Annotated in this window: 12 protein-coding genes; 7 read left to right on the top strand and 5 right to left on the bottom strand. The window is 39.0% G+C overall.

Annotated features, from left to right (window positions below):
• Positions 1-11 precede the first annotated feature (11 nt).
• Complete coding sequence (locus VHO47_00190) at positions 12-362, top strand: hypothetical protein (protein HEX2977532.1); 351 nt, start codon at positions 12-14, stop codon at positions 360-362.
• Here VHO47_00190 and priA read toward each other — a convergent pair.
• Entirely contained in the window at positions 359-2,326 is a 1,968-nt protein-coding gene (priA, locus tag VHO47_00185; protein ID HEX2977531.1) for a primosomal protein N', read from the bottom strand. The genes VHO47_00190 and priA overlap by 4 nt on opposite strands.
• A gap of 219 nt (positions 2,327-2,545) precedes the next feature.
• Between priA and VHO47_00180 the strand changes: the two genes are divergently transcribed.
• The gene (locus tag VHO47_00180; GenBank protein ID HEX2977530.1) at positions 2,546-3,238 is read left to right on the top strand and encodes a hypothetical protein; all 693 of its coding nucleotides are present in this window, start codon (positions 2,546-2,548) and stop codon (positions 3,236-3,238) included.
• On the opposite strand, the gene VHO47_00175 is transcribed toward VHO47_00180, so the two are convergent.
• Entirely contained in the window at positions 3,239-3,781 is a 543-nt protein-coding gene (locus tag VHO47_00175; protein HEX2977529.1) for a hypothetical protein, read from the bottom strand. It lies immediately after the preceding gene.
• A 105-nt stretch (positions 3,782-3,886) separates the two neighbouring features.
• Between VHO47_00175 and VHO47_00170 the strand changes: the two genes are divergently transcribed.
• The 3 genes from VHO47_00170 to VHO47_00160 all read left to right on the top strand — a co-directional run bounded on the left by VHO47_00170 (position 3,887) and on the right by VHO47_00160 (position 7,330).
• Complete coding sequence (locus VHO47_00170; GenBank protein HEX2977528.1) at positions 3,887-4,357, top strand: hypothetical protein; 471 nt, start codon at positions 3,887-3,889, stop codon at positions 4,355-4,357.
• A 72-nt stretch (positions 4,358-4,429) separates the two neighbouring features.
• Positions 4,430-6,235 (top strand): ABC transporter ATP-binding protein, encoded by a 1,806-nt coding sequence (locus VHO47_00165; GenBank protein HEX2977527.1) that lies wholly within the window; start codon positions 4,430-4,432, stop codon positions 6,233-6,235.
• A 69-nt stretch (positions 6,236-6,304) separates the two neighbouring features.
• Positions 6,305-7,330 carry a hypothetical protein gene (locus VHO47_00160; GenBank protein ID HEX2977526.1) on the top strand — a complete coding sequence of 342 codons (1,026 nt, stop codon included), beginning with the start codon at positions 6,305-6,307 and terminating at the stop codon, positions 7,328-7,330.
• On the opposite strand, the gene VHO47_00155 is transcribed toward VHO47_00160, so the two are convergent.
• Together VHO47_00155 and VHO47_00150 are read right to left on the bottom strand one after the other, a co-directional pair.
• Complete coding sequence (locus tag VHO47_00155; protein HEX2977525.1) at positions 7,322-9,223, bottom strand: ATP-binding cassette domain-containing protein; 1,902 nt, start codon at positions 9,221-9,223, stop codon at positions 7,322-7,324. The two genes, VHO47_00160 and VHO47_00155, sit on opposite strands and share 9 nt — an antisense overlap.
• 17 nt (positions 9,224-9,240) lie before the next feature.
• Positions 9,241-9,567, bottom strand: a complete 327-nt coding sequence (locus tag VHO47_00150; GenBank protein HEX2977524.1) for a hypothetical protein — start codon at positions 9,565-9,567, stop codon at positions 9,241-9,243.
• Between the two features lie 148 nt (positions 9,568-9,715).
• On the opposite strand from VHO47_00150, the gene VHO47_00145 reads away from it, so the two are divergent.
• A complete protein-coding gene (locus VHO47_00145; GenBank protein ID HEX2977523.1) occupies positions 9,716-10,366 on the top strand; it encodes a DUF6629 family protein in 651 nt (216 codons plus the stop codon).
• Positions 10,367-10,423: 57 nt separating this feature from the next.
• Positions 10,424-13,162, top strand: coding sequence for a DNA polymerase I (gene polA, locus VHO47_00140; protein HEX2977522.1), 2,739 nt, complete (start codon positions 10,424-10,426; stop codon positions 13,160-13,162).
• A gap of 122 nt (positions 13,163-13,284) precedes the next feature.
• On the opposite strand, the gene VHO47_00135 is transcribed toward polA, so the two are convergent.
• Positions 13,285-13,806, bottom strand: a complete 522-nt coding sequence (locus VHO47_00135) for a hypothetical protein (GenBank protein ID HEX2977521.1) — start codon at positions 13,804-13,806, stop codon at positions 13,285-13,287.
• Positions 13,807-13,892: the final 86 nt, after the last annotated feature.

Below are 13,892 nucleotides of genomic sequence, written 5' to 3'. Positions count from 1 at the left end.
AATTGAGTATTATGAAACTAACTGCCAACTTACCATTTTTCTTTTTATTGTTCGGTTTTAATGTTGACGCATATGGAATGGATGCACAGCATTTAACCAAAGAATTAGCAACCGCTGCAGAAAGAAATAACCCGCAAATGTGGCTCAATGTTTTAGAAAAGGCTACTACTGTGCAGCTTCCCCATCAAAAAGCAACAAAGCTACTGAAATCAACAATTGAATCGTTCGATTCGCGAAGTAAGTTTTCTCAGAAAGCCTGCCTTATACTTATGGATTTAGGCGCAGATGCATCTAAAACTATTAAGATAGGTAACGCTACCACCACGCTCGCGCAAGCAGCATTTGCGGCGGATGAAATTTAGCTCAATGGATGCGGCGTAAAATAGATACTACTTTGATAACTATTTTCATCAATTGATTGAAAAAGACGCTGAATGGCGAGCATTGTTGATGCTTTGCAATACATTTTTCTGCTGCATAAATTATTCACCTTATGAACCAATGGTCGCGCCGGCCCCAAAACTCGCACCGCTAAAGAGGTTGATCGTGATTTGGCGTTAAGTTGTTGCACAAGTTGCTGCGCTTCCCGTTCCACAATAGCTTCATCTGTATGCTTAAGTTCTATTTCTACAAAGCGCGCATAGGGCGGGTATTCGATCTCTTGCCGCGTTACCATTTCGGTCTCATAAAATTTTATATAATCGGTTTCATTGAGAAATGAAAAGATCGGATGTTCGCTCATAGTTTGCACAATAACTAAACTATCGTGACTCGCTCTTCCTGCTCTTCCCGCTACTTGAATTAATTGTTGCAGCGTTGTTTCTGCTGCATTAAACATCGGAAAATGCAAATTCAGATCTGCCCAAATGACGCCAACCAACGTCACTTTGGGAAAATGGTAACCCTTAGTAATCGTTTGCGTTCCGATTAAAATATCGATCGCGCCATCGTGAAACGATTTTAATGTTTGCTGCCATCTTTTTTTATTTACTGTAGCGTCGACGTCGGCCCGCTCAACGTGTGCGGTCGGAAAAAGTGATTGAATAATCGAAACGAGCTGCTGCGTACCAATCCCTTTTTTTAAAAAAGAAGTTTTATCTGCCCCGCACCCAATGCATGCAGGCGGCAGTTCCTTTTTCAAGCCGCAATAATGGCACAGCAATTGTTCATGATCGTGGAGAGTGAGCGTAACGGAGCATTGCGTACATCGTTCAATCTCGCCGCATTTTGTGCACTGCACAAAAAAACTATGGCCACGCCGATTTAAAAATAAGATCGTTTGCTCTTTTTTTGAAAGTCTATCAATTATCGCATTGTAAAGTTCTTTGCTTACCCAAAAGTTTGGCCGTTTTTTATTCTTATCAAACTGAACCACTTCAATGCAGGGTAAAGATCCGGCATATCGATTCTTTAACTCCAGAAGTTGCCATCCTTTTTGTTGCACAGCATATAATGAAGAGATCGAAGGGGTCGCTGATCCCAGAACAATAGGAATTCCTGCAGTTTGCGCACGCACGAGCGCCGCCTCTTTGCTGTTAATGCGTGGATGTTTTTTTTCTTGATAACCAACTTCATGCTCCTCATCAACAACAATAATCCCCAAGTTTTTAATCGGAAGCATTATCGGCAAATGGACTCCGATAATAATGAGCGGCGCACCCAGCACGAGCGCTTGCCATAATGCCCGCTTTTCTTTTACGCCAATTGCACTGTGAAATCCGAAAATGGTGCACTCTGGCATGGCCGCGCGAAATAGTTGAGTAAATTGTACAGCCAATGAAACTTCCGGTAATAAAACGAGCGCAGATTTTTTATTTTTAATCGCGTGCTGCAGCGCTTTTTTATACACTTCTGTTTTTCCCGAGCCAGTTAATCCATGAAGTAAAAATGGTGAGTATGATTGTTCATCAATTTTTTTTGTAATTTGCTTCACCGCGTATTGCTGTTCATCGGTCAATGTTACTAATTTCGCTTCTGGCTGATTTGAATCAGTTATAACTGATTCAATCTCATGCTCTTTTTGCGTTAAAAACGAACGTAAACGTTGCGCAAAATAGAGAGGAGAAAGCTGATAATAATCCGCGAGTTGATTAATAAATTTTTGATAATGCACATCTTCAGGAACTTTTTCAATCCCTTCGATTGAGCGCAGTTGCCAAGAAACATTCGGCCGGGTGCTCGAAATTTTTTGGATCAATGCGGGAAGCACACGCGCACGCAATGGAACGCTTACGATCATACCCACCTTGAGCTCTTTTAACTCATGCGGTATTTCGTACCATAACGATTCGTGAAATCCATTAAGTAAACGTACTTGTGCAAACATAAACAAAATATATTATTTTTAGATTTATAATTAACGTAAGTATAAAACAAAATCAGAAAGAAGACTGCATAAAAATATTATTTTTAAAAAACTATTTTTTTCAATATGAATAAGGCAAAGACAACTTCTCTTATCTTGCGTTTTGCGTTTAAATGTTTTTAAATAAACTCACAATTTGATTATGCATAATCAGCTTAGTACTTTTAATTGTCAGTTTTTATGAAAAAAATGTTGTATTTTTTTTTATTTTTTCTCGCGCAATATAGTTTCACGCAAGAGTTTCTTTTTCCAAATGAAAACGGATCAGAAAAATGGTCCCAGCAATTTGTGCATTGGAAAAAAATAGAAATAAAAAATGATGACCCTATTGAATTTTACGATGCTCCAACACAAAAAGAGTTGCCCAAGGCTCTTGCAGGCAGTTATTACCAAGTAGCCTATGAAACCGTAAAAATTAACGATAGCACTGCACACGTTCTTTATTTAATTCCGACCGAAGAGAGTAAGAGCTCTCAACCAATTTTCTTGTATAAATACGTTAATTCAAGCAAAAACAAAATAGCAGGAACGCTCGATTTAAAATCGCAAGATTTTAATCCAAATATCGTAAGGGCCGCTGTCGCGCTTGCAGATAAAGAATCCAGATTAATTTATCATAAGCAATTCGGGACTCGAAAATATAAAAAAGTAAGTGATTCAGGCTTAGATTCTGCAGGAAGGTCAATAACATTTTGCAGTCTAGCACTCTTTAAAAATTATTATCTTACTGAACTTATCAGAACTGAGAACGGCGAAATGAAACTAGTCGCACCATACTCAGAAATTAATTGGCTTAGAATTGGGGTTACGGCATTTTCATTTTTAGCGCCCGCCGCATTTTATTATATGAGATGGCGGAGTCAAAAAAGATAGTTATCTTTTCGTTATAATTTTTCCATTTTTTACCGCTCCCAAAATCTTTGCGCCTTTTTTGGTTTCAACCGTTCCAGGCTCCCCTTCAAATATAATATCGCCCACCACGACGGTCGCACCCTTGAGAATTAATGTGCTTTGATTCTTTTTATTGTGATTTGCGACAATAATCTCTTTTGCGCTGGAATTTTCCAGCGATAATTTTCCATCAAAGGTAATCGTATTTTCAAAATGAGATCCAATAGCTTCCATTGAACCATTCACATCAACGGTTTCAAAAAAAATACTATTTTTTGCTAAAACCGATCCATTAACGGAAATCGCTTTTCGGAACTCAACCTCGATAACATCAAGCTTGCCATTAACGTTTACGCGCTGCTCAAATACGCTATTTTTATATTGTCCATAGCCGCACACCTCGACCGGCCCTAATATCGTTTTTCTACCAGGAGTACTTTGCACAGAAGTCTTTGCAAACGAAAGCGCAATCCAGGAAAAGCATAATACTGAAATCATAATTTTTTTGTAACTGAACATATTCATAATAATCCTTATAGGTTAAAATAAGCATAACAAAGCCAGCGATTTTATATACACCCTGTCGAATCGCCTGGTAAATTTGAAAAAAAACACAAAAAAAGGATTATTATGCATATTAAGCTCTTAGCTCTTTTTCTTGTCCCAACCTTCCAAGCATTGGCAATGGGCACCAATAAGCCAGAAAAAAATATCAATCCGCTAGAAATAAATCAGTTAAACGGCCTAACTGACTATGGAAAATATTGTGTAAAAGAATGTTTGCATGGTGATTTTCAGGCCTGCAAACAAGTAGAAAAAGAGCCGGGCCTCATGAAAAAAATTAATGGCCAGCATCCACAAATTGCCGCAGGACTTTATCTTCAACTGCAGAAAGCCCAAAAATACAATCGGGAAAAGCAATTAATAGAAAAGTATTTAAAAGAACGAAAAGCCTGTTTTGAAAAAAACTCCCCATCCGGTTGCAAGTTCATCATCGAACATCAAGAAGCTCTGAAAAAATTAAACGTTCTCAATAATGCGCAATTAAATCAAGCGAAGGATACCATGGGTCAGATGCGATGCCCTTTTTTCTCCGAGTAATATTAAAAAATTGCGGTTTAATTTCCTTTTTTCGTATACTGCAAACGTTTCAAAAAAATAAAAGGAGCGTTTATGCCGCGCACAAAATCGCCAATTATCCATGTGGACTTTGAAAAACCATGGTGGCACATTATTTGGCTCCAAAAATGGCGCGTCTTTCTTATTGCTGCTGGTGAAGCGTGCATAAACATTTTTGATACCGTAAGTCCCATTATTTTGGGATGGGTGTTCACCGCAAAACGCTATGATTATTTTGCTTATTTTTCGATCGCGTGGCTTAGCTCAATAGTTTTTCAGGATTTCGTTCGTAAATTGAACTCAACGCTCCAATTGCGCTGTATTCATAGTGTCCATTTTAATGCGCATCAGTTCCTTTTGCAGGTAGATCCTATGTATCACGCGCACCGTGAAACGGGCGCTGTTTTAGGAAAAATTGATCGCGCGTCCCGTGCGTATGAAAACTTCCTTGATTCCGTGCTTATAGACATTTTGGGTTATGCGGCTGGTATCGTTACTGCTCTTATATCGTTGATGTATGAAAGTTTATGGCTCGGTTTTGTGCTTTTAGGTTTGTTGGCAGTAATTCTCGCATTCAATTTAGGGCTTTCTCGCTATTTTATTATTCCGCGCGAACGAACGCTGATTGATGCCGATGACGCTGTTAAAGCTATGGGCCAAGAAAATTTATCTCAAATCAATCTCATCCGTTCCTATTTTGCAAGCAACGAAATTAATCATCAGCTGAGACTGACCGATGCAAAACTTTTTGGCCAAGAACGCAGTCTCTGGAATGCAAATATCACGATGTGGTCAATTATTAAAATTATGTATTTATTTACCGTTTTTTTACTTGGCACTTATATTCTTGGTAACATTCATCACGGTAATTTAACCGCAATTGATGGTATCGCTTTGATGGTAATGTACATTCAGGGTACCTACGGCATCATCAGCCTCGAGCGCCCCATCCGCACCATGACACGATCGCTCACTCGCATAAAAGATCTTTTTGCTTTCCTGCCAACGTTTGGCAAACAGAGTTACCCTGTTCTTCAAGAATCTGATGAAGAAATGATTCCGCCAGTTGCATCAACTTCTACCATTTCGGTCGTCGCCAACGATATTTCATTTTGGTATACCGATCAAAATAGTATTTTTGATCATCACAATTTATCGCTCTTTGTTAATTCAGCGCAAATATCAAAACTTTATGGTGTTATTGGGCCCTCTGGGGTTGGTAAGAGCACGCTCATTTCTATTTTAGGTGGGCAGCTGAACCCATTAACAGGCAGCGTTCTTATTGATGGGATTGATATCTATGCGATCGATGATTATATGCGCCGTTCCCTTATTGCAATGCAAGGACAAGTAGCTTCAAGCTTGCGTGGCTCGCTCCGCTATAATTTATTGTTTGGACTACCAGAAGATAAACTGAATACGTATACCGATGAATACCTAATTGATATTTTGAGCCGTGTAGGCTTATGGACTATTTTCGAATCAAAAAATGGACTCGATACGCTCATTGGCGAAGGCGGGCTTACTATTTCTGGCGGCCAGCGACAACGCTTAAACTTTGCAAGCCTTTATTTAAGAGCAAACGCCTATAAACCGGCACTCATTTTAATCGATGAACCAACAAGTAGCCTTGACGAAGTGAGCGAACAAGCAATTACTGCAATGATTCTGGAGCTTGCTTTTAATGCACTCACTATAGTAATTGCACATCGCATAAAAACCATTGAAAAAGCGATTGGCATTTTAGATTTTTCATTAATTGCACAAGAAAGAGATCTCATTTTCTACTCGCATGATGAACTGCTAAAGCGCTCAACCTATTATCAGCAATTAATTCATGGCACCGTCACATTGGAATAAAACGTTTAATCGTTGTATACTTACAAGCAGCCGATTCTTACTATTATTCTGAGCTTTTTTTTGATTCAAATGAAAAAACTATTTCCTTTCTTTTATCCAATGCTTTTCACCATGAGCGCATTAGCCATGGAAATTTCGTCTTACAATAAGTCAAATTCTTTAAATGAAGAACATTTATTTCACTCAGCAATTCAAAGCACGAATGCTGAAAATCCCTACTCTTTTATGCAAGAAATTACTCAAGGGATTAATGAAAATAAAAAAATTAAACGCCTGCATCGCGTACTCTCAAAAAATGGTCTGAATACTGAGAGTTTTCTTGAAAAATTTTTCGAGACAAAAAAAATTAATTTTATCGCACAGGAAAAGGGGTGCAGCGCACATGAAGCAAAAAAGATATTAGATCATCTACCGTCATCGAAGTTATTAACCTTTCCCCAAGCTGAAATTGCATTTTCAGATAAAATGTTACCTAAAACCACAAGAAACCTTATAACTAAGCTCATTAAACAAGATGAATGGTTTAAAGACGTACCCATAAATATCGCTTATTCACCAGAAGTTGAAGTAGTTGCCAGCATAACCCCTCAACAAAGCGTAAGCACAAAAACAATTGATATTACCGTCGGTCCACTTTTTTATTTGTGCTGTGAAACAGATACACAAAAAAGTGGCTGCATGTTTCATGAATTTGCACATGCCAAAAGAAAACATGCTCAAGAAACCAATTATATAATTTCCAAACTTCCTAAATGCAATAGAACGACATTGAACATATTGCACGAATATGAAGCAGATCTATTTGCTGCTGCCGAAAGTGTGTCATCAGCCCGCGCAGTAGAATCTACACTTAACTGTTTAAAAAAATTTGCAAATTCTAATGAAACTATAAGTGAAGCTTCTATCGCTTCAAAATTGCCAGCCACAATACGTCAGTCACTAGATGATGAATACCTTTCTTCAATAACTCCATTTTTAACAAAGAAACCCAAATCGGATTATCCATTAATGGCAATGCGGCATCTTAACGCCAAAATGGTTCGCGGACTACTTGAGCTAGAAATAGGCAAAAAAGATAGCTGCTATTTAATGTAATTCTTTAAGCAGCTGCTCCCACTCGGAAAGTCGGACGCTCAATTCGTTCTGTGTTTCTTTAAATTTCTTTTCAGCTTTCTGGTAACCATCTGAGCCGTATTGCAAATGAGCAAACTGCTCGGTCAGTTTTTTCATCTCCTGTTCTAATTTAAATATTTTTGATTCAAGCTGTGAAACTTGCTTACGAAGAGCAAAAAGATCTTTATTTTCAGAATTTCTTGGCTGCCGTTCTGACTCTTCAGCTTTTTTTGGTGCGGGAGTGCTCGCTTTTTCTTCCAAATTATTTTGCATATGTTTTTTTGCATAAAGATACGATTCATAATCGCCATTATAGCTATTCAATCCGGTCGGGGTCAGCTCTAAAATGCGAGTTGCCAATTTTTGAATAAAATCGTGATCATGGCATACCATCAAAATCGTTCCGGTATATTGCTGGAGCGCTTGCAATAAAATATCCTGCGCGTACATATCAAGATGGTTTGTGGGTTCATCAAGAAGTAAAAAATTAGCTCTCTTGAGAAGTACTTTAACCATTGCAACGCGATTTCGCTCGCCACCGCTCAACACTCCAATTTTTTTCTTAACATCATCACCAGAAAATAAAAACGATCCCAAAAAAGAGCGAACTATCTGCTCAGAAATTGTTGGAGACGATTCTTGTACCTCTTCAAAAACGGTCAATTTAGGATTTAAAATCCGCGTTTGGTCCTGCTCGAAAAATGCTGGGGCGACGTTATGCCCAAATTCAATAGACCCATTTTGCAGCGGTAATTTTTCGTGAACCAATTCAAAAAGAGTAGTTTTACCAACGCCGTTTGGTGCAATTAAAGCGACTTTTTCTCCGCGGCCAATTTCGCATGAAACGTTTTTAAAAAGCTGTTTATTATCAAAGGAATGCTGAACATTTTTCACTGTCAGCACGATTTTTCCGGATTGTGCCGTTTCAGGAAATTTTAAATGTATTGAAGGTAAAAGTGGCTCAATTTCAACGAGTTCTTCTTTGATTCTGTCAACTTGGCGAAGCATATTTTGCGCCATTTTTGCTTTAGTCGCTTTTGTTCCCCAGCGTTGCGCCCAATCCTCTTTCTTTGAAATCTCTTTTTCCTGGCGGTCGCGCTTGGTAATTGCTTGTAAACGACGTTCTTCTTTTTGGGCTAAATAATACGTTAAATTACCACTATAAAGCGTTCCACGTCCCAGTTCGAGTTCAAAAATTTGAGGGCAGCAATGTTCCAGAAAGTATCGATCATGGGTTACGAGTAAATACCCAAACGAGCCATTTTTTAAAAAATTGAAAAACCATTCTTTTGCAACAATATCCAAATGGTTTGTTGGCTCATCAAAAAGATAAAAATCCGCTTCCTGCAAAAGGAGTTTTGCTAGAAGTACGCGCATTTTCCAGCCCACGCTTAACGTGCTTACGGGCAGTTCAAATTTTTCTTTCTTAAATCCTAACCCCAGCAAGATCTCAATCGTTTTACGTTCAGCATTAACCCTATCAAAATGCGCAAGCTGCTCCTGTACACCTACATATTCTTCAATCGAATCTGCGGCATCATCATTTTCCTGCGATGCTAATAAATCTTCGAGCTCTTTCATTCTTTTTTCAAGCTGGGTGTACCGTTCAAAAACAGAGAATGCTTCGTCAAAAACATTTTTATCCGATTGCATAACGAGCTCTTGCGGCATGTATGCAATTTTTTGCTGCTTATCCAGAGAAAGTGCGCCATCGGTAAATTGTTGAAGGCCGGCAATAATTTTAAGCAATGTGGATTTACCAGCCCCATTTCGCCCAACGAGGCCCACTTTTTGATGAGATTGAAATGTGGCGTTCAATTCACGAAATATGGTGTGTTCGCCTAATTGCAGCTGCGCATCACGAATAATAATCACGAGTATACCTTAAGGATTTATAGTTCTTTAGCTAACTTGCTTATTTTTTTCAAGGCTCTCATCTTGGGCTCGGCAACACTGAGCAAATTAATTGCCTTAATAAGTTTTTTACCAACCTTGTCATACATCTCTTCATCTTTTTTTATCATATCGGCAATCCCAGCCCGTTCTTGAGCACTTCCCTTCTCTTTCTTTAATTCGCTTAAATGCTCCGCAATATACTGGCATTTTGCCTGTAAAAGCTTGAGCGCGATAACGGCTTTTTCTTTCTCTAAATAGTAATTGGGCCGAGAAAGAACATTAAGTGAGCAAATCAACAACACGAGGAGAGCAAAAATACGCATACTTAACACCTTTTTGCTCTTAAACTACTTCATTCTTACCCATTGTATCAATTGTTAGAGCATTTGTCAGAGACAATCCTTTAATTCTGGGATGCACTTCCGATAGGTTAAAGCTTAATGTGTCTGCACCAAAAAAAAGGGAGTTCGTATGTGTTTTTCAGCTACCGCCAGCTTTGGAATGAGTGGGATTCTTGCCCTCATAGGTCTAGCTGCCTTCCGCCTGGCTCACCATAAATCACAACGAATGTTAGGATGTATTCCGATTTTTTTTGCACTTCAACAGGCCGCCGAGGGTGTAGTTTGGCTCACTATTGGTCGACCCTCCCTACAATCCTTACAATATCCTGCAGCATATGTATTTCTATTTTTTGCCTTTATTATATGGCCTTTATGGATTCCGTTGGCAGTGCACATTTTCTATCACCGCATCAAAAATATATTTTCTACGCTGCTCGTTATTTGGGGCTTTATGGTGAGCACATTCTTTGGCTATTATTTGCTCACGACTCCTTTTGCCCTCGTTATTGAGCAACATCATATTGTTTATCGTTTTGATTATACTCAACATTATGGCGTCTTAAGCTCACTTGCTTATCTAATGGCTACTTTCTTGCCCTTTTTGATCGCACCGCGTCGCATAGGGCAGTTTTTTGGGATTTTAGTTATTGTATCGTACGCGATCGCCTATCTTCTTTATCATTATGCATTTATTTCAGTATGGTGCTTCTTTGCCGCAGGACTGAGCGCGTATGCGTGCTTGATGATTTGGCAGGATAATCGCGAAAAGCGACGCGCGTAGAAAATTCCTTCGATTTGGGCTATAGTCAAAAATAAACGCTTTTGAAGGAAATTTCTTTTGACACAATCACCCTTCGACCCTAAAAAAACATTATTTTTAATTGATGGTTCGTCGTTTCTGTATCGCGCTTATTATAGTATGCGTCCTCTTCATACCATCACAGGGGTTCCAGTGCAGGCAGTATTTGGATTCTGTCGCATGCTCAAAAAGTTAAGCGATACGTTTAAGCCAGAATATTTGAGTTTAGTTTGGGATAGCCGTGGCAAAACGATCCGGCATGAACAGTATCCTGAATATAAAGCAACGCGACAAGCCGCCCCCACCGATTTATCAAGCCAAAAAGAACTTATTCAGCAATTTGCTGAAATCATCGGCATGGGCCAATGCCAACAAACTGGCGTCGAAGCGGATGATTTGATGTACTCGATTGCACAAGAATTAAAAAATAGTGGCGTCAAAATCGTGCTAGTAACATCCGATAAAGATATGGGCCAAACGATTGATGAATCTATCCTCATTTTCGATCCGTTTAAAGATATCGTTATCGATCGGCCCGCATTTGAAGCAAAAATGGGTTTTCCAGTAGAAAAACTCCCTTTTTATTTTGCTATCCTTGGCGATTCCTCCGATAATATTCCGGGCGTGAAAGGAATTGGGGAAAAAGGTGCCACCGAGTTAGTAACGATGTTCGATTCACTTGAAGATCTTTACGCGCATCTTGAGCGTGTGCCAAAAGAGCGCACCCGCCAACTGCTTGAGCAAAGTAAAGAAAACGCTTTCTTGAGTGAAAAGCTTTTTAAATTGCATTATATTCCTCTGCATACCAGCCTGAGCGAATGGAAGTATGATGCGAATAATTGGCAAAAAGCATTACCATTTTTTCAAGAGTTGAACTTCAATAGCCTCATCAAAGAAATTAAATCTGAAGGAGGAGTTCCTGCCTACCAACAACAAAAAACTGCACTCTCTAATGCAGAAAAATATAATTTCATTACGGTCACAACGCGTGAGCAACTCGATGAAATTGCGAATTTAATTAAAGCAAAGCGGATCGTATCGATCGATACTGAAGGCGCCGGTCTTTTGCCAATGCAAGGATATATGTGCGGATTTTCGGTATGCGTCCAAAAAGGAACTGCATACTATATTCCGTATGCGCATCAAACAACTGAAACACAGCTGAGCAAAGAAGAAATTTTTTCTGTGCTCAAACCGCTGCTCGAAGATGAAACAATAAAAAAAATTATGCATCACGCAAAGTTTGATCTTCAGGTTTTTTTCAATGCTGGAATCGATGTGCGCGGTTTAGTAATCGATACACTAGTTGCTGCTCATTTGATAACCGAAGATTGGCAACGCATCGGATTAAAATATTTATCAGAGCATTTTCTTAACGAGCCGATGCTTTCTTTTGCAGACGTCGTCACGAATAATGGATACAAAATATTTCCTCAAGTACCACTGAAATTAGCAACCGAATACGGCGCAGCAGATGCGCACCAAACCCTTCAGCTGACCGCATTGCTCGAACATAAGTTGCAAGAAAAAGAAATGGAAAAACTTTATCATGAGATCGAACTTCCTCTCGTGCAAGTACTCACCGATATGGAAAAAGTTGGTATCGAGCTTGATTTAAAAGTTATTGCAGAACTTGATGAACATGCTTCAAAAGATTTAAAAGATTTAGAAGAAAAAATTATTTCTTTAGTTGGCGATGAATTTAAAGATATAAATCTCAATTCCCCAAAACAGCTGGGTATCCTTCTTTTTGAACATTTAAAACTTCCGCCAAAAAAAAAGACGACCGGAAAAACTGGCTATTCAACCGATCAAGAAGTGCTTGAAGAACTTGCATTGTTGCATCCAGTTCCGGGCCTTATTGCAAAATATCGGGAACTTTTTAAATTAAAAAGCACCTATATCGACGCACTTCCCGCATATATTAATCCCAAAACGGGAAGAATTCACAGCACATTCAGCCAAACGCAAGTAGCCACAGGGCGGCTCTCAAGCTCCGATCCTAATTTGCAAAATATTCCTACCGATTCTGAAAACTTTCCCGATATACAAATAAGGAAAGCGTTCAAAGCGCCAGAGGGACATGTTTTTCTTTCTGCCGATTATTCGCAAATCGAGTTGCGCGTTTTAGCTGAATTTTCGCGCGATGAAAATTTGATTGAATCGTTTATGCACAATATCGATATTCACCGGCAAACTGCTTCAAAAATTTTTGGGGTCGCTCGTTCAGATGTAACGAATGCGCAGCGCCAAGTTGGTAAGCGAATAAATTTTAGTATTTTATATGGATTGACGCCGTATGGATTATCGAAAGATTTGAAAATACCGCTCTCCGATGCAAAACGATATATCGATACCTATTTTGCGCAGTATCCTCGAGTTTCTGCATGGATGGAATCGGTCGTTGCAGAAACCAAGGCAAAAGGATACGTCACCACCTATTGGGGACGCCGTCGCTATTTGCCAGGTATTCATGAAAAAAATAAAAATCTTTTTGATTTAGCCCGAAGAATGGCGATCAATACACGAGTGCAAGGAACCGCGGCGGAACTCATGAAATTGGGCATGATTCACATTGAGCGATTATTAAAAGAGCATCAACTCGGTGCAAAAATGGTCATTCAAATTCATGATGAACTATTGCTTTCAGTGCCAAAAGAAGAATTGGAAAAAACAGAAAAACTAGTGACGGAAACGTTAGAAAAAGTGGTACTCTGGAAAGTACCACTCGAAGTTTCTACGCGGTCTGGACACGATTGGTTTGAGGTGACAAAGTAAATTGGTGCATTTTCTCTAAATCATCCTGGTTAACACCAACCGATTTGAATAGTTGCGCTTGCGAATAATTCATAATTTTCTCAATCTGCGCTTTTTCTTTTTCGTAATCTTTGATTTCATCGTTAAGATCTTTTAATGCACAGGTCTTTTTTTTGAAGCATTTCCTTTAAATTTGTATTCTCAGATTGATTCCTTGCATACCTATCAGTAATCAGCGCGATTTTAAATTTATAAATCCACTCTTGGTTATCGTATGACTTTTGGAATCGCTGTCGTTGCTCAGCGAGCTTTTTCTCGCCTTCTCTTTTGAGAATAGCCAGATCAACTTCTCGATCTATTAGTGCATCGTCTAAACTTGTTTTTAACGACTCTATCTGTGGATTAATACTTTTTTGGCCATACTTGAAACCAAAATAGCCAGCGCTCGCAGCCGCTAGACCAGCGGCAATCCACCCAGCGGCAGGATGCTGAACTGCAGAAACTATTTTATCTCGGGCAATATCACATACAGTCAATAGTGAAGAAGAATAAAACGGAAAATGAGGTAATACTGGAGTAAAGGAGTCGTACCAAGAAGCTTGCCCGTGCGTCGCCATAAAAAGGAGAGTGAGAGTAAGCACTGAGAAATTCATTTTTTTATTCATAATAACCCCCATGTTAATTAATAACGCTAAGCAAAGATGCCGCATCCATTAATAATAATACATTGTTATTACAAATAGTCAAATTT

It is taken from the genome of Candidatus Babeliales bacterium, assembly GCA_036260945.1.
Lineage (GTDB): Bacteria > Babelota > Babeliae > Babelales > JACPOV01 > JACPOV01.
This window is presented reverse-complemented; position numbering and strand designations above follow the sequence as displayed.

Bases quoted from the DNA above. Each gene is read 5' to 3' on its own strand.
- VHO47_00190 (HEX2977532.1), top strand. From the start codon at position 12: ATGAAACTAACTGCCAACTTACCATTTTTCTTTTTATTGTTCGGTTTT.
- priA (HEX2977531.1), bottom strand. From the start codon at position 2,326: ATGTTTGCACAAGTACGTTTACTTAATGGATTTCACGAATCGTTATGG.
- VHO47_00180 (HEX2977530.1), top strand. From the start codon at position 2,546: ATGAAAAAAATGTTGTATTTTTTTTTATTTTTTCTCGCGCAATATAGT.
- VHO47_00175 (HEX2977529.1), bottom strand. From the start codon at position 3,781: ATGAATATGTTCAGTTACAAAAAAATTATGATTTCAGTATTATGCTTT.
- VHO47_00170 (HEX2977528.1), top strand. From the start codon at position 3,887: ATGCATATTAAGCTCTTAGCTCTTTTTCTTGTCCCAACCTTCCAAGCA.
- VHO47_00165 (HEX2977527.1), top strand. From the start codon at position 4,430: ATGCCGCGCACAAAATCGCCAATTATCCATGTGGACTTTGAAAAACCA.
- VHO47_00160 (HEX2977526.1), top strand. From the start codon at position 6,305: ATGAAAAAACTATTTCCTTTCTTTTATCCAATGCTTTTCACCATGAGC.
- VHO47_00150 (HEX2977524.1), bottom strand. From the start codon at position 9,567: ATGCGTATTTTTGCTCTCCTCGTGTTGTTGATTTGCTCACTTAATGTT.
- VHO47_00145 (HEX2977523.1), top strand. From the start codon at position 9,716: ATGTGTTTTTCAGCTACCGCCAGCTTTGGAATGAGTGGGATTCTTGCC.
- VHO47_00135 (HEX2977521.1), bottom strand. From the start codon at position 13,806: ATGAATAAAAAAATGAATTTCTCAGTGCTTACTCTCACTCTCCTTTTT.